Consider the following 20,782-nt stretch of genomic DNA (forward strand, 5'->3'; position numbering starts at 1 on the left):
AAGTTTAAAAAAACATTTTGATGAATTTTATCCCCAATTAGAAAAAAGAGCTGATAAAGGAGTAACTCCTTATAATCTTAGAAATTGTGCTTATTTAGATGAATTTGAAAAAGAAAAGATAGTTTATCCAAATATGAATAAGAAATTTATAGCGTTTTTTGACAATGAATTCTTTTTGTTAAATCAAAAATGTTTCATCTTATCTCATCAATCAAATAATAAAAAAGAATTGTTATATTTAACAGCATTACTAAATTCTAATGTTAATTTTTATTATTTTAAGCAAATTGGAGCGAAATTAGGTGCTAGTGGTTATGAAATGAGTAAAATATTTGTAGAAAAACTTCCCATTCCAAAAATAAATTCTAAAAATCAAAAAACAGCCGATGAGCTTGTCAATTTAGTGGGTGCCATTTTAAAATTAAAAGAGCAAGATAAAAACGCAAACACCCAAGAACTTGAAAGCAAAATCAATTCTTTAGTCTATAAACTCTATAATCTTAGCGATGATGAGATAAAAATCATAGAAGGGAAATAATGGAAGATTTAGTAAGTAATTTTTTATCCGAAAAAAATATTGATTCAGAAATCACTTTTGAAAAATATATAATGTCAAAAACAATGTTAAATAATGAAAAGCAATATTCTGTAAAAGATATTTGTCGTTTTAATGCTAATAATGATAATTTTAAACGACATTATGACGAAAATAAGATTTTAGAAATACATTTAAATAATATGGTTTTTGAGCAAGATTTAAGTTTTGATAATGTGAAAAAACTATCTTTGATAATTGATGATAATGTGAAATTTCAAAGATTATACATCTTTGGTTGCAATGAATTGTCCTTGCGGATTAATGGGAGAGTTAAAATTATCGATAAAATTAGCATTAATAACTGTAAATTTAAACAAATATCTATCAATAATCATATAGATGGAAATATCGAATTTCAAAAATGTGAATTTAATGATTTTAATTTATATGGCTTTTCTAATGTTACTATAAAAGGTACTTTTACGTTTGATTTTTGTGAAATAAAAGAAAAAGTTAATTTTATGAACTTTGAATTTGAAAATAAAGTTAGTTTTAAAATGTCTAAATTTAAAGATAATATTTATTTTAATAATTCTCACTTTAAAGATTATGTTGATTTTCACGAGTGTGAATTTGAAAAAATAGCTTGTTTTGATAGGGTAAGATTTGAAAAAACTCCGAATTTCAGTGCTTGTTATTTTAAAGAGCCAAAAGCTGTAAATTTAATCAATATCGATATAGATAAGCTAGATTTTAAATCATTGGAACAATATATAGAAGATAATTATAAAGATGAAAGTTATAAAAACGAAACCAAAGGAATACAAGATGAAAAAGAGATTTTTAAAATTCAAAACGAACATCAATTAAGATATGCCAAAAATTTAAAAGACTCTTTCAGGGTTATAAAAGATGTTTTAATTACTCAAAACAATAAATTGGAAGCTCAAGAATGGCACAAGCTAGAGCTTTATGCGAAAGAGAAAGAATTGGAAATTCAATTAAGCAAAAATAAAAATGACAATTTAAAAAAAGAATCTAAAAATCAAATATATAATCCTAAGGATTATGAAAAATTTGATTATTCAAGACTGAAAGCATTAAAATCAAAGTTAATGCCTTTAATTTTTTATTCTTTATTACCAACGGCACATACATTATTTCTACCATTTTATTTATTTTGCACTATTTTTATAATAATAAAAATAATAACAAAGATATTAATAAAAATATCAAAATTATTTTATTATTTTTATATATCTTTTAGACCTTTAGAATGGAATAAGTTTATAATTTTTTGGAAAGTAAAATTTAATCATTGTATAAAAAAATTAATGACTTTTGGAAGAAAAATGCTAGATTTTACTTTATGGTTTGATTGTGTTTTATTGCAAGTTTATAGAAATACGAGCGATCATCATACAAATTTCTTAAAAATTTTAAATTTTACAATTTTAATGATTTCATTATATGTTTTTATGGGTTTTTTATTTTCAAAAACCGTAGATTTTATATCCTATTTTGATCAAATATCGATAGCTATAGCAAGCTATATTATTGTGCTTGTATTTGCCTTAATGCTTGTTAATGTTAAAAAACAATTGTATCAATATGGCGTTATTTTGATTTTTATGCTTTGTGGTGCTTTTACAATATCTATGGTATTGTTTTTATTATCAGAGTATATTTCAACTTTTTGCTTTTTGATTTATTTTTTAGGCGTATTGATTTTTTATCTTTTTTTTATTTGTAAAATTAAATTATTTATTTTTCTTGTGAGATTTTTTGCTTATATGATTTTTATTGCAACGATTATAATAAAACCACAACTTATAAATCCTTTTGCAGGTATATTTCCATTAGGTAAACTTTATGAAAGTCAACTTGAAAAAAGTTTAAATGATTTAAATGCGAGTGTTATTGTAAATCTAGCAAGCATATCGCAAAATGATTTTAATCTCCATTTAAAAGATCAAAACATTTCTTTTACAGAGTTAAATTCAGCTAAAGCTTTGATAATAGCAAATAAAGAAAAATTAAAAGAAATTTTATTTAAAGTGTATGATGATAAATATGAGAGTGATTATAAAAAGGTTTTAAATGAGCTAGAAAACAACTCATCAAATGTAATAAACATTATAGAAAAGATAGACAATAAAAACAACAATAGCATTGTATCTGCTCAACTTAACCAATTTTTAAAATCAAATTTTACCCAAGAAATAGATACTTTATATATGATAAAAAGAAATTTTTCTATATCTGAAAAACTATCACCTTGGCAAATGACTCTTTTTGAACAAAAAGACAATCAAGATAAATTAAAAAATATTTTGACTCTTTTGAAATTTAAATCAAACTTTGAAGAAATTCTAAAATTTATAAACCAAGATGAAATCATAGAAAAAACTATAAAATCCACTAGTGTTTTATATAGCATTATACTTTTGCTTTGTATTTTCTCACTTCAAAAAACCGCACGAAAAAATTCCATAGTGCCAAGCTAATAAATAATTTTAGTAAAGGAGTGATTTATAAAACATGATTTATATTTTATAAACCGCAATATTTTGAGTTTAGATGGATTATTAAATGGTTTTCTGCTATAATGCACGGCGTTCACATTTAAAAACAAGGAGAAGTAATGGACAAATTGGTTATTTTTGGTGCAGGAAGCATAGGTCAGAATACAGCTATTAAGATTTTAACGGAATATGAAAATGATAGCATGGGGGGGGGGGATTGATATTGTCTTTGTAGATAATAATCCTAAATCTTGGGATACAATATTGTCTTTGGAAATAGGCGATAAAAGTTTGTCTTTTGATATAAAAAATCCCAATGAATTAAAGAATATGAAATTTGACAAGCTTATGCTAACATCAATAATGTATTATGACGATGTTATTAAACAAGTTTTGGATTACGGTATTCCAAAAATTAAAATTGATGATAGTGAAGCGAAACTTCATACTCTCCCGCGTAGGTTCTTTTTAAAAAGGTTTGCACAATTATATAGAAATATAGAAGGAAATATGGCTGAAGTTGGAGTGTTTAGAGGCGAATTTGCTAAAAAAATTAACGAATATTTTTCAGATAAAAAATTGTATTTATTTGATACTTTTGAAGGTTTTGATGATAAGGACTTAAGGTATGAAGACAATAGTGAGAAACATAAAAACAACAATTTTACAAATACATCTTTGGAGCTTGTTATGGGCAAAATGCCACACAAAGAAAATGTAATTATCAAAAAAGGCTATTTTCCGCAAAGTGTTATGGATGATAAAAATTTGGAGAATGAAAGGTTTTGCTTTGTAAGTTTGGATACAGATTTATACAAACCTATACTAGAGGGGCTTGATTTTTTTTATCCTAAAATGGTAAAAGGTGGCGTTATTGTAATAGATGATTATTACTCACAGTTGTACACAGGCGTAAAAAAGGCTGTTGACGAATTCTGCAAAAAATACAATGTTAATATATTGCCAATTGGCGATGAGCTTAGCGTTTCTTTGCAAAAACAATTTTAGTCCCTTTGTGCGATTGTGTTTTAAGGTTTGGACAATTAGTTTTTAGGTTTTGCATTTTGACCCAAAATACACCCCATTGGCTATTAAAACACAAAGGCACATCACGCAAGCAAGGATTATGGGTGTATTTGCATCGATAGCTCCAACCATAAAAGAGATGAATCCACCAAAGCCAAATTGCATAGTGCCAAGCACTGCAGAAGCGGTTCCGCTATGCTCTTTAAACCTTGCCATAGCCAAAGTCGTGGTATTAGGTGCGATAAAACCAAGCATAGCTATGCTTGTAAAAATGCTGAATTCAAAAAGATAAAGGCTGGGTTTAAAAAAGGCATTGATAAGTAAAATAAGGGCTGAGATAAACATCACTACTAAGCCACAGGCAAGTATTTTTTCGCTTTCAAATCGACGCACCATTCTAGCATTGATATTTGCACAAATGACAAAGCCTAAGGCATTGACACCAAAAAGAATGGCGAATTTTTGCTCACTTAAACCAAAAAACTGAGTAAAAATAAAGCTCGAACCCGTGATATAAGCAAACATAGCCGCTAAGGCAAAGGAAGCACATAGTATATAAACTAAAAAGCCTTTATCGCTTAAGACAACCTTATAACTTTTCATCGCTTCTTGATGGGAAAATTTTTTCTTTTTAAACCCCCTTGCACTTTCTTTGAGTCCAAAGGCTATCATTAAAAAAAGCAAAATTCCTAAAGCAAAAAGCGTGGCAAAAATGCTATGCCACGAAAAATACTCTAGCAAAATTCCCCCAAAAGTAGGCGAGAGCATAGGAGCAAGGGAGCTAAAAACCATCATCAAAGCAAAAATCCCTGCCGCTTCCTTAATCTCAAACAAGTCATTGACAATAGCCCTTGCGATGACTACACCCGCACAACCTCCAAGGGCTTCAAAAAATCTCAAAGCGATAAAAGCATAAATATCATCGATAATCACGCAAAATAAGCTTGAAATGATGAAGAGAAATACCCCTATCAAAGCAGGAATTTTACGCCCAAAAATATCACTCAAAGGACCATAAATAAGCTGTCCTAAGGCAAAAGCCGTAAAAAAACTGGCTAAAGAGAGCTGGGTTAAAAAAGAATTGGTTTGAAAACTCTCTTGCACACTAGCAAGAGCGGGTAAATACATATCGGTTGAAAGGGGGGCTAGGCTTGACATTAGAGCAAGGATAATGATGAGCTTAAATTTGGCAAAGCCGTGAATTTGGGTATGCTTTTGCATTTGTAATCCTAATTATTTTTCAAAGTTTAATTTTAACAAGTCAATCTTAGAATAATCTTTGTTTTTCTATGTTAAATTTAGCTAAAAATTCTAAGGAAAGAGTGTGGAGAATTTAAATCAAAATGAACAAATAAAATGCCCAAGTTGTGGGAGTTTTATCGATATAAGTGCGGCTTTATATGCACAAATTTTAAATAAAGCTAAAAATGAAATTCAAAAAGAGCAACAAGAAATTCTAAAACAAAAACAAGAATTTCAAAATGAAGTTAAGAATAAAAGAGCTGAGTATTCTAAGGCTTTTAATGATTTAAAGACGCAAAAAACAGAACAAGAAAGGTTAATAAATGAACAAGTTAGCCAAAAACTCCTTTTAGAAAAACAAAAATTCGAACAAGAACTGCTTACACAAAAGCAGAATTTCCAAAAAGAATTCAGCGAAAAATTTAATAAAGAGCATAAAAATGAAATGAAAATTTTACAAGAAGAGCTAGAGAAAAAAAGCGAAGAACTTAGAGAATTCTTAAGCATAAAGGCTGAAAATGAAAGGCTAAAAAGAGAGCAAAAGGAAAATGAAGAGAGATTGAAATTTCAAGTCAAAGAAGAAGCTTTTAGAGAATTTAAAGAACAAGAAAGCAAGAATTTGGAATTTGAGAGAGAAAAAATGCGTTTGGAATTTCAAAAAAGCTCGCAAGAACAGGATTTAAAATATAAAGAATTAGAAAGCAATTTCAAAAGCGTAGCTCAAAAGCTAGAAGACGCCCAACGCAAGATAGAGCAAGGCTCACAGCAACTTCAAGGCGAAGTTGCGGAACTTTTGATAGAAGAATATATCCAAAGTGAGTATTTAAGCGATGAAGTAAAAGAAATCCCAAAGGGCGTAAATGGAGCGGATTGTTTGCATATAGTCAAAGATAATTTTGGAAATATTTGTGGAAGTATTTTGTATGAGAGCAAACGCACTAAGGAATTTAATAAAGAGTGGCTAGATAAATTAAAGCTTGATAGCATAGCTGCAAAAAGTGATATAGCGGTTTTAATCACTAAGAGTATGCCAAAGGATAAGGAAAAAACGCATTTTAAAGAGGGGATTTTGATTTGCACTTTTAGTGAATTTAAAGGGGTTTTGGCTGTGCTTAGAGAAAGCATTATCAACGCTTATAAGCTAAAAAATGCCTTGCAAAACAAAGATGAAAAAAATCACATTTTATACGAATACCTTAATTCTAAGGAATTTAACACGCAAATTACCTTTATACTCAAAACCTATCAAAGTATGAAAGAAGAGCTAGAAGCTGAAAAAAGAGCCTTGCAAAATATATGGAAAAAAAGAGAAAGAGCCATTGAGAATTTAAGCTTTAACTCCACTGCCATAGTCAGCTCTTTAAATGCGATATTTAGCGACTTGCAAGGTGGGAATTTGATAGGTGAAGATGGGCTTAAAAGTCTTGAAAATTTAGCTAAGAATGAAGGATAATTTTGGGACGGGTCCCAAAATTATATCATTCTCCGGGGAAATGATTAGGATTTTTCCAAGGTCCGTATTTTACTTTTATGTATTCTTTAGGGTCTAAATTTTGTTGTGGAGAAGCAAAATACTCTGGTTTTAAGGAAGGGGATTTGCTATAAGCTGTATCAAGTCCTGCGCGATTTTCTGTTGTAACGATAGGCATTCTTACAAAGCCTGTATTGACATAAGCTGCTATATCGAGTGCATCTTCATCGCTTAATATAGGATTATCTGCACTCGCACCAAAAGGCATAGCGGATTTTAAAAATCTTGCTAGAAAAGGAATCATAGCCATATGCCCACCATCAGGATAGATAAGCAAAGATGGATACAAATGCCCACTTCCTTGTTCGTAATTGTCATTTTTCACTCCAAGCCCATTTTCGCCATGACAAGCAACACAAGTTTCTTCAAAGAGTTTTTTGCCACGCACAGGGTCAGCTGGGCGATTTGGAAAATTCATTTTAGCAAAAAAATCTCCTTCAAGTTTTACCCCATCTTTGACAGCATAAGCTTCTTTTAGCCATTTAAAATAAGCTAAAATCGCTTTCATTTCTTTAGAATCATCAGGGAATTTATGCGAATTGGTTCCACCCATTCCACGAATTCTATCTTCAACAGAGATGATTTTCATCGTTTCTATGTCAAGTCTTGGATAGTTATTTAGCACATTTAAAAATGGAAGGACATATTTTTTAGTTCCGGGCAAACCATTGCCATCATTATCCATATGACAGGAAATGCAATTAACTTCGTTGTTTGTTCTTTTGAGTTTGCTATAAGGTCCTAAAGTGCTTTCTGTTTTGCTTAAAAGCTCTATACCATAGCGAATCAAATCCCCATCTTTGCCTTTTGGAACATCAGCTATGCTTAAATCTTTATTAGGCCATTCTTGCACGGGTCTTTTGGAAAGCTCTTTAAAATACTCCACACCTTCCTTGTCGCTTAATTCTTCTCCGACTTTGTAATCACTCACGCTTTTAGCACTAAGACTTAAACTAAGACAAAGACTAAGCAATAAAATATGTTTTTTCATAGTTTTTTCTCCTTTTTAGTTTCGGTATTGATTTTAATGTATTTTAGCTTAAATATTAAGCTTAATAAGAATGATTTGCATAAAATAAAATAAAAAAATGTTACGAAAAGTAATATATTTTTAAATTATATAAGAAATATTTAAAAGAATTTTACAATATTAACTTTATGTTAATTTTTATAAAAATTTATTTTTTATGGAAGTTAAATTTTCTTCTAAAATTTTAAAATTACTTTCTAAATCTTTTTTAAAATCGATAAAAAAAGGATTGCTTAAAGTAGCGATAAGATAATGATTTTTCTTAGAAAAGATATGATTTAAAGTGAAATTTTTATCTCTAAGCTTAGTGTAAATTGGCTCTTCATCATCAAAGCTAGGATTTTTGTTTGCTCTTAAAATTTCAAGCAAAATTCCACAAAAAAAGCGTTTGTTGGTGTCTAAAAACTGGGTATCATAAATTTTAAATTCCTTAAATTCAAAGCAGTTTTGACTTTTAAATTCTTTTAAATTTTCACTTAGCCCTAGCTTTTCAAAATCCTTTTGGCTTAAACCCTGTGCTTTAAATTTCGCTCCAAAACGGCGTAAAAACAAGCTTAAAGCCTGAAATTCTAATTCTTTTTTGGCAAGTTTAAGTTTTTTAGCGGTAAAACGAAAGAAAAAAACGCCCACAAAAACCGCTAAAATCACAGCTATTAGAGCATCTTTTATAAAAACAAAGGCTAAAAAGCCTACAAGTAGGGCTTCGATAAGGCTTAAGAATTTTAAAATTCTTAAGCGTTTGAGTATATAAAGTCTGCTATTTTCTAAGCTTTTTAAATCCATTAAGATTTTGCTTTTTCCATTCTTTTTCTTTGGGTTGGGTCAAGATAGCGTTTGCGAACACGCACATTTATAGGTGTAACTTCTACAAGTTCATCTTCTTCTATCCATTCTAAGGCTCTTTCAAGGCTTAGTTTTCTAGGTGGGACGAGCTTGATAGCATCATCGCTTCCACTTGCTCTTACATTGGTTAGATTTTTGCCCTTGATAGGATTGACATCTAAGTCATTGGGTCTTGAGTGTTCGCCTATAATCATTCCTGTATAAACCTTCGTTTGAGGCTCTATAAATAGCACACCACGCTCTTGAAGGTTAAACAAAGAATACCCCAAAGCCACGCCATTTTCCATAGAGATTAAGGCTCCATTATTACGCTTTTCTACCGCACCGCTAAAGGGACGGAATTCTAAAAAGCTATGATTCATCACGCCTTCGCCCTTAGTATCGGTTAAAAACTGACTTCTAAAGCCTATAAGCCCCCTTGCTGGAATTTCAAACTCAAGTCTTGTTTGTCCATCGCCTGTGGGTGCCATAGTTTTCATTTCAGCCTTTCTTTTACCAAGCTTTTCTATTACCGCGCCGCTAAATTCTTCAGGCACATCGATAACTAAGTGTTCAAAGGGTTCTGTTTTTACCCCATCTTCGACTTTTACAATCACTTCAGGTCTTCCCATACAAAACTCAAAGCCTTCTCTACGCATATTTTCAGCTAAAATGGTGATTTGAAGCTCACCCCTACCGCTTACTTTAAATTTACCTTCTCCCGTGCTTTCGTATTTCATAGCTATATTGGTTTTCATCTCAGCTTCTAAGCGTTCGGCAATTTTATTTGAAGTTACATGCTTTCCTTCTGTTCCTGCTAAAGGACCATCATTGACTGAAAAAACTATACTCAAAGTCGGCTCTTCAATGTGTAAAGGGTCTAGTGGCATAGGATTATTTGGATCCACAACACTATCGCCCACATCTAAGGCTTCAAAACCAGCAATAGCTACAATATCTCCACTTGCAGCTTCTTCAATATCCATTTTTTCTAAGCCCATAAAGCCAATGAGTTTTGAAATTCTACCATTTACTTTGGTGCCATCAGCCTTTGCTAGCATAACGCTTTGATTTTTCTTTACAATCCCATTGAAAATTCTAGCGATTCCTATTTTGCCTACGAAATTATCATACCCTAAAGTGAAAACTTGAAGTTGCAAAGGATTGCTATTTGTGCCACTTGGAGCAGGGACGCGTTCGAGTATGGTTTTAAAAAGGGGTTCCATATTATCACTCTCATCATCTAATTCTAGTTTGGCATAGCCGTTTTTTGCAGCAGCATAAACGATAGCAAAGTCAAGTTGTTCATCATTAGCATCAAGAGCGACAAAAAGGTCAAAAATTTCATTAATCACCCTTTCAGGGTCGGCTGCGGGTTTATCGATTTTATTAATCACAACTATGGGTTTAAGCCCTAAAGATAGAGCCTTTTTTACCACAAATTTGGTTTGAGGCATAACGCCTTCTTGGGCATCAACTAGGAGTAAAACCCCATCAATCATCTTTAAAACCCTTTCCACTTCGCCACCAAAATCAGCGTGCCCCGGAGTATCGATGATATTGATTTTAGTTCCTTTATAATTGATGGCTGTATTTTTTGAAAGTATGGTAATACCGCGTTCTTTTTCTATATCATTGCTATCCATAACGCGCTCAACGATTTGTTCTCTTTCGTTAAAAGTGCCTGATTGTTTTAATAATTCATCTACCATAGTGGTTTTGCCGTGGTCGACATGGGCTATAACTGCAATATTTCTAATGTTTTCCAAATTCTTCTCCAAAGCTAAATTTTTAAAAGCACAGATTATATAAAAATTTAGCTTAAAATACAAAGTAGCAAAACTTGGAACACTTGTTGCTTTAAATCTTGTGAAATTAAAATTTTAAAAAGGAAGTTAAAATGTCAAAACCATTGAATGAAGAGATTTTTGTAGAATTTAAAAGCGATTTAGTTGAAAGAAAAAATGAAATTTTACTTCAAGTTTTGGAACTTTTAGAGACTTTTAAGTCAGGTAAAGATGAAAAAATGGTAAGAATTTCAGGCGAGCTTACAGAGCTTTTAGAAAAGGAAGAAAATTTAGAAAAAATTCTAAAGGCACAAAATTTAGAAGAACTTTTAAATATCTTAAGCTTTTTAAATGAAGGCAAGATGATTAAAGTGTATGAAAATTCTTATTTAAAAGAAAAATTTCCTAATGTGATGGTAGGGTCATTTTTACAATAATTTTTTGAAAATTTTTTGAAGGAAAAGCGATGTCAAATTTAGCTCCGCAAAATGATGTTTTAAATCTTACGCCGAGTAAAACTTCTACTACTAGTAGTTCTTTGAGTAAAACAAGTAAAAACAAAGAACACGAAAGTAGCGATAGTAAAAATTCAACTCAAGATGATACGGAGAGTTTTTTAAATTCTTTGCTAAATTCCATTGATGAGACGAATGAATTTTTGCCAGAGCACATGAAAATCAGCCAAAAAGAAGTGGTAAATGAGACGGTGAATAGACTTCAAAAAGGCTCTTTTGATGAAAGCGATAAGATAAGTATTTTTGAATCGGCTTCTTTTATGCAAATTCTTTCCTTGCTTGATAAGTTAAAAACAGATACAGCGGATATTAAACTTGCCAATCTTTCTACGCAACTTTCACAGCTTGTGAAAACAGAAGCGAATTTCAGTGCTTTAAAGGGTGCTTCCAATCTTAGTGAGCTTTTAAATATCGCTAAGGATTTGGGTTTGAATGTAAAAAATATCAAAGTCGATCGTTTGCTTGAACTTAAGGCAACTTTTCCAAATTTAGCTAAGGCGGATTTTTTCAAAGGGGCTGTGGATAATGTTTTTAAAGAAATCATCAATAATAAAATCGCCAAAATTACCAAAGAAGCCACTCTAAATCACAATTTACAAAGCCACTCTACAAACACGCCTAGCGCTCAAAATTCCAAAGATAGCAGCTCTTTGCTTTCTCAAACTTTAAAAAATTTAGACTCTATACTTTTGACTAAAGAAAATAAGAAAGCAAGCAAGAGTGAAAAATATGAAAAGGATAAGACAAAGGCAGAAGAAGAGTTTGCGGAAATAAAAAGCACTTTAAAAAATGTTAAAAATGATGAGCTTAGTAAGCAATTGAGTGAAAATGAGTTAAACACAAAAGATAAAAAACACCAAGATAGTCAAAACAAAGACAATATAAAAGATACGAAAAATGAACTAGCTTTGAAAAAAGACGAGCTAAAAAATGATTTAATAAAAAATGCCGAGCCTTTAAAAAATACGGAGCCAAAAGAGAGTAAAGAAAGCCATACTAAGGCTTTGCTTAAGGAAAACAAAGAAGTTATCAAAGAATTAGAGAAAAACCAAGATACAAGCAATTTAAATCAAAAAAATATAAAAGAAGAAAATAAGAATTCCAGCAAAGAAGTGCTTAAAGATACTCAAAATTTAAGTTCAAATTTAAGCCAAAAAGATTTTGTCCCAAACAAAGAGACTAAGGCGAGTGTCAAAGAAAACAAAGATACAAAACAAAATTTCTTTGAGCAAAAATTAAGCTCTGAAAATTTAAGCAAAACTCAGTTTTTACAGGCTAAGGAAAATTCATCTCATCTTCAAAATAATCTAGGAAGCAATAAAGAAAATTTCACTTCCCAAGAACAAAGCCAAAAAACTCACGAACAAAGCACTGGGGCGGATAAAAGCACGGAAGATTTAAATTCTTTGGTGAAAGATTTGAATAAAATCACGCAAAATAATGCCAAAAACATTACTCCAAAGGAAACCTTGCAGCATTTTTCTGCGGATTTAAAAGAAGCTATGGAGCAGTATAAGGCTCCTATTACCAAGCTTAGCATAACGCTAAATCCCAACAATCTAGGAGAAGTTGAGGTAACTTTGGTGCAAAGGGGGAGCAATCTTCATATCAATTTTAACTCCAATACCAATGCGATGAATTTATTTATCCAACATCAGGCTGAGTTTAAAAATTCCCTTGTAAATATGGGTTTTACAGGGCTTGAAATGAATTTTAGCGACCAAGGCAAAAAAGAGCAAAATCAAAATCAGGGAAAAAATCGTAGTGGATATGGTTTTAAGGATGCTTTAGAGGGTAAAAATGAAGGTGAAAAAATCAATCTAGAGCTTGTTTTAGCGAAGTATTTTTAAGTTGGAACAGATATTGCTTTAGTTAATAGAAAAAAAGATAAAAGGAGTAAAAATGATAAGCACTTCAGATTGGAATATGACCCAGCCTACAACTGGGACGAATTCCGGGACGAATTCAAACACGAATGCGACTACGAATACATCAAGCACGAATAATTCAGGCGTTGTGAGTAATCCTAATGCAACTTTGGATAAGGATGCCTTTTTAAAACTTCTTTTAATAGAGCTTCAACACCAAGACCCAACTGACCCTATGGATAGTGATAAAATGCTGACCCAAACTTCACAGCTTAGCGCTCTTGAAATGCAGCAAAATACCAATACTACTATGCAAAAAATGGTTGAGACTATGCAGCAGCTTACCAGTTCCTTTACGACTAGTATGAGCACTTCAGCCATAGGAGCCATTGGAAAAATGGCAACGGTTCAAACTAACACGGTAAAACTCACAGGTGCTAATGAGGTCATAGCACTTAAGATGTATTTGCCAGAAGATAGTGATGATAAGGGCGTTACTTTGGAAGTTTATGATAAAAACAATAAGCTTGTTTTCAGTGAAAAAAGTGATGCCAAGTCTGTTTCTAAAGGGCTTTTTACTATGGAGTGGCCGGGTAGAAATAATGACGGTGTTTATGCAGGGGACGGTGAATACTCGGTTAAAATGGTTTATAATAACAAAGCCGGAGAGAAAATTACCGCAAGTTATGGAACCTATCCTATTGAAGGCGTGATTTTTAAAAATGGTGTTGCTCATGCTAAGATGGCTGGTCAAGAAGTGCCTTTTAGTGAGATAAAAGAGATAACAGATTATAAATTAAGCTCTGGAGATAACGATACGGATACAGATAAGCCAGAAGAGAAGCCTGAGCAAAAACCTGAAGAAAAGCCGGAAGAAAAAGTGAGTTGAAAAGGTTTAAGCTATGATGAACGCATTTTATAATGGAATTTCAGGAGTAAAAAATAATAGCTTTGGTATTGATGTTAGTGCAAATAATATCTCTAATGTCAATACCACGGGCTTTAAGTATTCTGATTCACAATTTAAGGATATTTTTTATAGCACTATCACTTCACAATCAACTAACCCTGCTCAAGGCGGATATGGCGGTGGAACAGCTTCTTCTCAAGTGGTGTTTTCTCAAGGTTCTCCTGTATCGACTGATGGGGAATTTGATGTAGCTTTACAGGGAAAAGGCTTTTTTGGAGTTTTGGGTGCTGATGGGAATGCTTACTATACCCGAAATGGCTCTTTTAGAAGGGATGCGAATGGGTATTTGGTGGATTCGTATGGAAATTTCGTTTTAGGGACTATGAATCCTGCTTTTAGTGGAGTAACTTATAGCGATAGGGTTGCGGGATTAATGGGGGATTATCTTAATACGGGAACACCTGTAAATAGTGGCTTTACTGTGAATTCAAACAATGCTTTTACACTAGGAACTACTGGCTCACAAGGTGCCCTTCAAGTGCCTGTTAATATGTATTTGGCTCCACAAACCACTCAAAATGTCAAGTGGAGCGGGAATTTAAATACCAATACCAGCACCGAAGTGGTAAAGGTAGAGTTAGACCCTACTCAATTCAAACTTGAAAAAACAGCCGATGGTAAGTATATAGTCAGTGGAAGTGTGAGTAAAGAAGATGTCTTTAGTGCTAAAGAAAATGACAGGGTGCTTTTAAATTTTACCGATGCTAATGGGGTTAAGGTGAGTTTCGAAGCGACTTTAGATGCGAATTTGAATTTCAAAAGTAATGAGCTTGATTTAAAGGGTCTAGATGAAAATACTATTAAGCTTGACACGGCCCAAATTTCAACCGAACAACAAAAGGCAAATAAAGATATATTAGAATCGCCTATTTATAATGCTGATGGAAGCAAAAGCACTTTAAGACTTACTTTAGAAAGAGTTTTGCCTCAAGAAGGAGAAAACATCGAATACAAAGTCCTAGCACAAATTTATAATGCTAGTGGCGAAGCTGTCGGCGAAGCAACTGAAGGCGGAATGCTTTTTAACAAAAATGGGGCCTTGCTTCAAAATAATATCACTAGCATAGCTAATCCTAATGGAGGCACTATAAATATAGACTTAGGAACACCTTATGATGCGAGTAAGCCCGGCTCAGGTTATAGTGGAATTTATATCCAAAGCTCAAAGGAAAAAAATATCATCACTCAGCAAGATGGAGTTGCTGAAGGCTTTTTTAAGCAGTATCAAATTACCGATGATGGTAGTGTAGTTGCACAATTTAGCAATGGTAAAAATGCTATGGTTGGAAAACTTGCTCTTTATAATTTTATCAATGAGCAAGGACTAGCTGCTATGGGCGATAATATTTATGCAGCAACTGCAAATAGTGGTGATGCGAGTTTTATAATGAAAGATGGAAAAATAGTCAATACAGCTAAATTTAAAGGGGGCTTTTTAGAGCAATCTAATGTGGATTTGGGTGTGGAACTTTCTAATCTTATCGTGAGTCAAAAGGCATTTGATGCAAGTTCAAAAAGTATTACCACAAGTGACCAAATGATACAAAAAGCCATCAATATGAAAAAATAATTCTTTCTTAAACCCATACGATTAAAGTATGGGCTAAAAATTTTAGAATTTACACTAAGCTTTTGCCTGTTTTAAGATATTTGATGATACCTTCGCTAGCCCTATAAGCTAGAGCGTTTAGGGTTAGGGTAGGATTATAACCTCCATTGTGTGGGAAGTTGCTAGCTCCTACAACAAAAAGATTATCCACATCCCAGTGTTGCAAATAAGGATTAACCACGCTGGTTTCTTTTTGCGCCCCCATTATAGTTCCACCTGCAACGTGAGTTGAACCATACCAGCCATTACTCAATAAGCCATAATCAGTAAGCTTTGGCGAAGTATAAACTTCTCTAGCTCCCATAGTTTCCATAATGCCCTTTAGTTTTGGTAGCATAAAATTATAAAGATTTTTATCCTGTTTAGTGTAATTATAAGTAATGCGTAAAAGCGGCAAACCATAGGCATCTTTATAGGTTGGGTCTAGGGATAGATAATTGCTAATATGAGGCAGCGAGGCACCTTGAGCACCTATGTAGGTAAAGCGAGTGTAATTATAAATACTTTGCTTTTTAAATTCAGCTCCCCAGCTAGGAGTTCCCGGACGCACAGGGTTAGAAGCTATAGGTCTGGCTCCATTTTGAGAAAGTCTAAAACTAGCGCCGTGGATAAAATCAAGCTTAGAATGGTCAAAATTATCCCCATTAAAATCGTCTATCCAGTTACAAAGCGCACCTGCTCCAAGGTAGGAATTAAAAGGCTCATCAAAAAAACCATTGACGCTAGGGCAAATTTGAAAAGAATAATTTTTACCTAAGGTTCCCTTGCCTGTTTTCTCATCATACATTTGACCTATGTTTGAGACCATCAAAAGCTTAGCGTTGTTAAAGACATAAGAGCCTAGCATAACTACTTCTGCGGGTTGGATAAATTCTTCTAAGGTAAGAGTATTGATAAAACGCACTCCCGTTGCCTTGCCATCTTTGTGTAAAATTTCAAGCACATTAGCGTGGGTTTTAATCTCTAAATTCTTAGTCGCTAAAGCTGAAGGTATAGTTGTAACGATAGGAGAAGCCTTAGCGGCATACTCACAGCCAAAATGCTCACAAAAGGCACAATATTGACAAGCCCCTAAGCTTTGCCCGTCATTATTGGTGTAAGGTTGTGATGAGTTGGCCGCTGGAACCATACAAGGATGATAGCCAAGTTTGCTTGCTGCTGTGCCAAATTTTTCCAACATTGTTGTCTTTTCTAAAGGTGGGTTTGGGAAAGGATTGCTTCTTTTGCCCGAAAAAGGACTTTTATCCTCGCCTGAAATTCCCATCATTTTTTCAGCTTTGTCATAGTAGCTTTCCATTTCATCATAACTTACACCCCAATCTTGAATAGTGTATTCTTTGGAAACTTTGTTTTTGCCATATTTTTCTTCGGTTTGGCTTTTGATTTCAAAATCATAAGGTAAAAAACGATAGCTCATACCATTCCAATGCACGCCAGCCCCGCCTACATTATTACCCACATCAAAGGCGTAATTTTTTCTCATAGGTAAAGCCATTTCTTTGCTTGAATTCCTAAAAGTAACGCTTTCTTTACTTAAGTCTTGTTTTAAAGCAAAATTATTAACATACTTATACTCATCGTGAGCGCCTAAAAAATCAGAAGTATCTTGATGTGTGCCTCTTTCAAGGGCTATGACTTTAAGCCCAGCCTTAGCACATTCGTTAGCAACGATAGAAGAACTCCAGCCTAAACCTATAACTACAACATCTGTCTTTTTAAGTATTTTTGCCATTTTATTTCCTTAAATTTTAATGCGACATTTCAGCCAAAGAGATAGGCTCAATCACTTCAAATTTATCTCCATTTAAAACTTGAGCCGAGTAAGACATTTGAGCGCCCGGGAAGTTTTTCATTTTCCACGCTTGCATATTGGCATTGCCCCCATAAATTGGGTCTGCATACACACCCGCTAAGGTCATACTTCTAAGCTCAGCGAAAAAATCACTTGCCTTGACTTTATCGCCAAAGCTAACTTTGGTTTTGTCTGCTTCAAAGGCTTTTAAAATTTCATCTTTTTGTTTATTGTTTAATTCCAAAAAGCCTTTTTTGTAGCGAAGTTTTGCCTCTTCTTCTAGGGCATTGATTCCCATTTTAAAAAGCTCTGCTCGGGTTAAAGGATATTGATAACCCTGATTTTTCTTGCCTGCTATAAAGGGTCCAAAACGATAATCCTTCGCCCCGTTACCATAATTTCCCGCTAGTTCATTATCGATAAAAAAGCCCACGCCTAATTTTTTAGCACCCGGACCTAAATCATCTTCTGGGAAAATTCTCTCAGCCGCTTCGCTAAGTATGTCAAGCTGAGCGGAATTGTTGAAAAATATTCTTGCTCTATAATTTTGTGGAGTATTAGTTGTGTGAGTATGTGCGAAAACAGCACTTGGCACACTAGCACCCACTAAAGCAAACAAAGAAGAAGCTTTTAAAAAATTTCTACGACTTTGTTTTTTATCCATAGTTTATCCTTTTGTTAGAAATTAGCACAAAAAATTTATATCTTTTAGGATTAAAAATATCTTAAATTTTTTAATTTTTTTTGATTTTAATATATAATCGCACAAGCTGTTTTCCATAGTTAAAATAATATTTTAATTATATTTTTTAAACTAGCTTTAAAAAAAATATAAATTAAACAAATTTTTAAACTAGAAAAATTCCTGCCAAGAAACAAGGTAATTTTTTAAGCTAAGGCTTATAAACCCTAGTGATTAGGGTTTATAAGATAATTTTTAAGAATTTTCTTTTTTTAATTCTTCAAAAAGAGTTTCGATTTCTAAGACTTCATTTTCATCATAATCATTTGAACTGATATAATTCGTCTGCTGTCCTTTTTCAAGATATAAAACTTTTTCATAATCTTTTAAGCTGATATTGTGTTTTAATTCAAGTTTGGAATCTATTTTTGGATAGAATTTTACAAAATTATCATCGCCGATATTTTCGGCTTTTATGTATATTTTTACCTTATAAACCATTTCATCTAAAAAATTAAGCTTCATATCCACTTGATAATTAAGCTTTACCAGTTTTTTATATAAAATACTCAGTTGGTTGTATTTTTCTATAATATCCTCATAGAGATTTAAAAATTTCTTTTCTATAAGGCTAGGATTTTGGTTTTTTTGTAGTTGAATGATTTTGATTTGATTTTTGATGAGATAATCGTAGTGATTTTGCATTTTGCTTATGGTTTCATTTAGCTTGTTTTTGATTTTAAGGCTTAAATTTTTCATATTTTCATATTCTTTGTCGGTGTTATTTTCCATAAAGGATAGGGGCGAAATATGAATATTGTTTTTAAATTTTAAATTATTTGCTATGACTAGATTTTTCTTAGGATATAGGGTGTTGTCCGCTAGTAGATTGCAAATATAAATGTTTTCGGCTTCTATTTTTGCTGCCATACAATTTTCAACAAAAACATTTTTAGCCACAATAGTCCCATTTTCTAAATTTTTCACATATACATTATTAGCTTGTAAAGTTCCTTTATGTGTTGCGATAAAGACATCTTGGGCAAAAATTTCACTTTTTGCGTGGGTTAAGCCTTTAATGCTGATATTTTTTCCATAAAGTTTTGTAGCTCCAACACTGCCATTGACTCTTATATTTGAAGCTTGTATATTGACTATGCCCGATTTAATAGCATCATCATTTGTGTCAAAATTTGTGATTTCTAATACTATATTCTCATCCGCATTTGTTTTAATAGAACCTGTTGTTTTTAACCCTACTTGTGGCACTTTTAAGGTATTTGTAACGCTGTATCCTATGTGGTTTTTGTTTAAAAAGCCATAATTTGCACTAAAATACTTAATCCTATCTTCTAATTCTTCCATATAAATGCTTTCATCTGTGATAACAAAAGGATTATCAAGGAATTCTATGGGCTTTAAAGGCAGTATTTCTCCTCTTAGGTTGCGTCCTTCTCTTCCGAGAATTCTATAAATATATTCAAAAAGAAGTTCATTTTTTTCCACAGGCTTACAATAACTTCCTTCGTCATAACTAGCATTTTCATCAAAACACCCTTCATTAGTATTTCTGTGATAAATCACTTCATCACTTTGATGTTCGATTTTATCTACCCCTTTGGCGATGTCAAATTCTAATTCCTTGATGGCTGGATTGTTTTGTATGGATAGGATTAAAGTATCTACTTTTTCAAATAAGTCTTTATCAAGCCTTAAAATTAGAAATTTTTGCCTAACCATCGTTTTATAGACACTTTGCAAAATATCAAATTTCAAATTAGGATAGTATTTAAAATTTTCCATAAAACTAACACAAGCCCTTAAATAAGTGAAGCTAGGGTTAGATTTGAGCTTAATTGTAAAAGTGTCTTTTTGTGTTTTTGGATAAAGCTCTATGATAAATTTTTGCATCAGAGTGTCATAACTTTTTACAAAAAAATCATCTGCATAAAATAGGTCAAAATCTTTTCTCTCATAGGTTTTTGTTTTCATCGGTCTATAACTTGAGCATAGAAGTTTAAAATCTATGATTCTAAAATCAAGGGTTTGCTCAGTGCTTGCTTGTTCGTATTTTAAGCTTTCGAAAGGGTCAAGGGTTTCTAAGGTTTTTACTTGAAAATTCATCTATCCCCCCCCCCATAGTATTTTTTTGAGTTGCGAATTGATGATTTTGTAGTGTGTCTTCAAAAATACCCTTTAATTTTTCAAAATTTTGATTTAAATCAAAATTATCCAAATGGGTTAAAATTTGGCCGCATTTTTCACATTTTAAAGCATTTTCTTTGCTAGCAAGTTCTTGATGCAGGGTCTGTGGGACAGCGTGAATATACAAAGAGCAATTACAAATATAATCGTAAGTTTTTTCTGTGCTTAAATCCTGCTTGATGGATTTTAATTTTATATATTGCTCTAGGGTATAGTGAATTTCTTGAAGATGTAAGGCTTTATTTTTAAAGTTGTCTATCCACAAATCCTCATTAGCAAAATGATCTAAAATCCAGTCTTTGGTTAGCACAGAGAGTTCCTTAGACATTTTTGTAATGTCATTTGAATGCTCTAAAAGCTCTTTGGTTTTATCTATTAGAATTTTATGGGATTTTTTATGCTCTTCCAATAACGGAAAATTAATGCTTTCCATAAATTTTTCTTCATCTTTGAAATGAATTTTGATGTAATGAAACAATTTGGTAAGAATTTGTTTTAAATCATCTTTATATTGTGTATTATCTTCTTGGACTTTTAATGCTAGGTCATTGGCGAGATTGGTAATTTCAAAAATAAGCTCGTGTTGCTTGTCTAATTGTATGTTTTTAATGCTAAAATCTCTACTCCATTTAATCTCCAT

Annotated in this window: 16 protein-coding genes; 8 read left to right on the forward strand and 8 right to left on the reverse strand. The window is 32.4% G+C overall.

Annotation, left to right across the window (positions count from 1 at the left end):
• The 3 genes from ACLL8X_RS08015 to ACLL8X_RS08025 form a co-directional block, all read left to right on the forward strand.
• Positions 1–538: TaqI-like C-terminal specificity domain-containing protein (locus tag ACLL8X_RS08015; protein ID WP_411990405.1), on the forward strand; the 538-nt coding region annotated here is incomplete at its 5' end.
• Positions 538–3,045 (forward strand): pentapeptide repeat-containing protein, encoded by a 2,508-nt coding sequence (locus ACLL8X_RS08020; RefSeq protein ID WP_411990406.1) that lies wholly within the window; start codon positions 538–540, stop codon positions 3,043–3,045. The genes ACLL8X_RS08015 and ACLL8X_RS08020, both read left to right, overlap by 1 nt.
• A 213-nt stretch (positions 3,046–3,258) precedes the next feature.
• Positions 3,259–4,071: a TylF/MycF/NovP-related O-methyltransferase gene (locus ACLL8X_RS08025; protein WP_411990407.1), complete on the forward strand. Its 813-nt coding sequence runs from the start codon at positions 3,259–3,261 to the stop codon at positions 4,069–4,071.
• A gap of 42 nt (positions 4,072–4,113) precedes the next feature.
• Here the strand turns inward: ACLL8X_RS08025 and ACLL8X_RS08030 are convergent, their stop codons facing one another.
• Entirely contained in the window at positions 4,114–5,310 is a 1,197-nt protein-coding gene (locus ACLL8X_RS08030; RefSeq protein ID WP_411990408.1) for a multidrug effflux MFS transporter, read from the reverse strand.
• A 103-nt stretch (positions 5,311–5,413) separates the two neighbouring features.
• Between ACLL8X_RS08030 and ACLL8X_RS08035 the strand changes: the two genes are divergently transcribed.
• Entirely contained in the window at positions 5,414–6,784 is a 1,371-nt protein-coding gene (locus ACLL8X_RS08035) for a DUF2130 domain-containing protein (protein WP_411990409.1), read from the forward strand.
• Between the two features lie 25 nt (positions 6,785–6,809).
• On the opposite strand, the gene ACLL8X_RS08040 is transcribed toward ACLL8X_RS08035, so the two are convergent.
• From ACLL8X_RS08040 to typA, 3 genes are all read right to left on the reverse strand, one after another.
• The gene (locus tag ACLL8X_RS08040) at positions 6,810–7,853 is read right to left on the reverse strand and encodes a c-type cytochrome (RefSeq protein ID WP_411990410.1); all 1,044 of its coding nucleotides are present in this window, start codon (positions 7,851–7,853) and stop codon (positions 6,810–6,812) included.
• Positions 7,854–8,030: 177 nt separating this feature from the next.
• Positions 8,031–8,675: a poly(A) polymerase gene (locus ACLL8X_RS08045; protein ID WP_411990411.1), complete on the reverse strand. Its 645-nt coding sequence runs from the start codon at positions 8,673–8,675 to the stop codon at positions 8,031–8,033.
• Positions 8,675–10,483: a translational GTPase TypA gene (typA, locus tag ACLL8X_RS08050; protein ID WP_411990412.1), complete on the reverse strand. Its 1,809-nt coding sequence runs from the start codon at positions 10,481–10,483 to the stop codon at positions 8,675–8,677. The genes ACLL8X_RS08045 and typA overlap by 1 nt, the downstream gene beginning before the upstream one ends.
• 131 nt (positions 10,484–10,614) lie before the next feature.
• On the opposite strand from typA, the gene ACLL8X_RS08055 reads away from it, so the two are divergent.
• From ACLL8X_RS08055 to ACLL8X_RS08070, 4 genes are read left to right on the forward strand one after another with little or no spacing between them, the layout of a single operon-like run.
• A complete protein-coding gene (locus ACLL8X_RS08055) occupies positions 10,615–10,938 on the forward strand; it encodes a hypothetical protein (protein WP_411990413.1) in 324 nt (107 codons plus the stop codon).
• A gap of 29 nt (positions 10,939–10,967) precedes the next feature.
• The gene (locus ACLL8X_RS08060; protein WP_411990414.1) at positions 10,968–12,866 is read left to right on the forward strand and encodes a flagellar hook-length control protein FliK; all 1,899 of its coding nucleotides are present in this window, start codon (positions 10,968–10,970) and stop codon (positions 12,864–12,866) included.
• Between the two features lie 52 nt (positions 12,867–12,918).
• Positions 12,919–13,773, forward strand: coding sequence for a flagellar basal body rod modification protein (locus ACLL8X_RS08065; protein ID WP_411990415.1), 855 nt, complete (start codon positions 12,919–12,921; stop codon positions 13,771–13,773).
• A 13-nt stretch (positions 13,774–13,786) separates the two neighbouring features.
• Positions 13,787–15,424, forward strand: a complete 1,638-nt coding sequence (locus tag ACLL8X_RS08070) for a flagellar hook-basal body complex protein (RefSeq protein WP_411990416.1) — start codon at positions 13,787–13,789, stop codon at positions 15,422–15,424.
• A gap of 49 nt (positions 15,425–15,473) precedes the next feature.
• Here ACLL8X_RS08070 and ACLL8X_RS08075 read toward each other — a convergent pair whose 3' ends face one another.
• The 4 genes from ACLL8X_RS08075 to ACLL8X_RS08090 all read right to left on the reverse strand — a co-directional run bounded on the left by ACLL8X_RS08075 (position 15,474) and on the right by ACLL8X_RS08090 (position 20,782).
• A complete protein-coding gene (locus ACLL8X_RS08075) occupies positions 15,474–17,195 on the reverse strand; it encodes a GMC family oxidoreductase (RefSeq protein ID WP_411990417.1) in 1,722 nt (573 codons plus the stop codon).
• 16 nt (positions 17,196–17,211) lie between these two features.
• Positions 17,212–17,919 carry a gluconate 2-dehydrogenase subunit 3 family protein gene (locus ACLL8X_RS08080; protein ID WP_411990418.1) on the reverse strand — a complete coding sequence of 236 codons (708 nt, stop codon included), beginning with the start codon at positions 17,917–17,919 and terminating at the stop codon, positions 17,212–17,214.
• Positions 17,920–18,192: 273 nt separating this feature from the next.
• Entirely contained in the window at positions 18,193–20,061 is a 1,869-nt protein-coding gene (locus ACLL8X_RS08085) for a flagellar assembly protein A (protein WP_411990419.1), read from the reverse strand.
• Positions 20,027–20,782 (reverse strand): bacteriohemerythrin, encoded by a 756-nt coding sequence (locus tag ACLL8X_RS08090; RefSeq protein WP_411990420.1) that lies wholly within the window; start codon positions 20,780–20,782, stop codon positions 20,027–20,029. The genes ACLL8X_RS08085 and ACLL8X_RS08090 overlap by 35 nt, the downstream gene beginning before the upstream one ends.

The organism is Campylobacter parajejuni (assembly GCF_046764905.1).
GTDB lineage: Bacteria > Campylobacterota > Campylobacteria > Campylobacterales > Campylobacteraceae > Campylobacter_D.

Bases quoted from the DNA above. Each gene is read 5' to 3' on its own strand.
- ACLL8X_RS08020 (WP_411990406.1), top strand. From the start codon at position 538: ATGGAAGATTTAGTAAGTAATTTTTTATCCGAAAAAAATATTGATTCA.
- ACLL8X_RS08025 (WP_411990407.1), top strand. From the start codon at position 3,259: ATGATAGCATGGGGGGGGGGGATTGATATTGTCTTTGTAGATAATAAT.
- ACLL8X_RS08030 (WP_411990408.1), bottom strand. From the start codon at position 5,310: ATGCAAAAGCATACCCAAATTCACGGCTTTGCCAAATTTAAGCTCATC.
- ACLL8X_RS08040 (WP_411990410.1), bottom strand. From the start codon at position 7,853: ATGAAAAAACATATTTTATTGCTTAGTCTTTGTCTTAGTTTAAGTCTT.
- ACLL8X_RS08045 (WP_411990411.1), bottom strand. From the start codon at position 8,675: ATGGATTTAAAAAGCTTAGAAAATAGCAGACTTTATATACTCAAACGC.
- ACLL8X_RS08055 (WP_411990413.1), top strand. From the start codon at position 10,615: ATGTCAAAACCATTGAATGAAGAGATTTTTGTAGAATTTAAAAGCGAT.
- ACLL8X_RS08060 (WP_411990414.1), top strand. From the start codon at position 10,968: ATGTCAAATTTAGCTCCGCAAAATGATGTTTTAAATCTTACGCCGAGT.
- ACLL8X_RS08065 (WP_411990415.1), top strand. From the start codon at position 12,919: ATGATAAGCACTTCAGATTGGAATATGACCCAGCCTACAACTGGGACG.
- ACLL8X_RS08070 (WP_411990416.1), top strand. From the start codon at position 13,787: ATGATGAACGCATTTTATAATGGAATTTCAGGAGTAAAAAATAATAGC.
- ACLL8X_RS08075 (WP_411990417.1), bottom strand. From the start codon at position 17,195: ATGGCAAAAATACTTAAAAAGACAGATGTTGTAGTTATAGGTTTAGGC.
- ACLL8X_RS08080 (WP_411990418.1), bottom strand. From the start codon at position 17,919: ATGGATAAAAAACAAAGTCGTAGAAATTTTTTAAAAGCTTCTTCTTTG.
- ACLL8X_RS08085 (WP_411990419.1), bottom strand. From the start codon at position 20,061: ATGAATTTTCAAGTAAAAACCTTAGAAACCCTTGACCCTTTCGAAAGC.
- ACLL8X_RS08090 (WP_411990420.1), bottom strand. From the start codon at position 20,782: ATGGAGATTAAATGGAGTAGAGATTTTAGCATTAAAAACATACAATTA.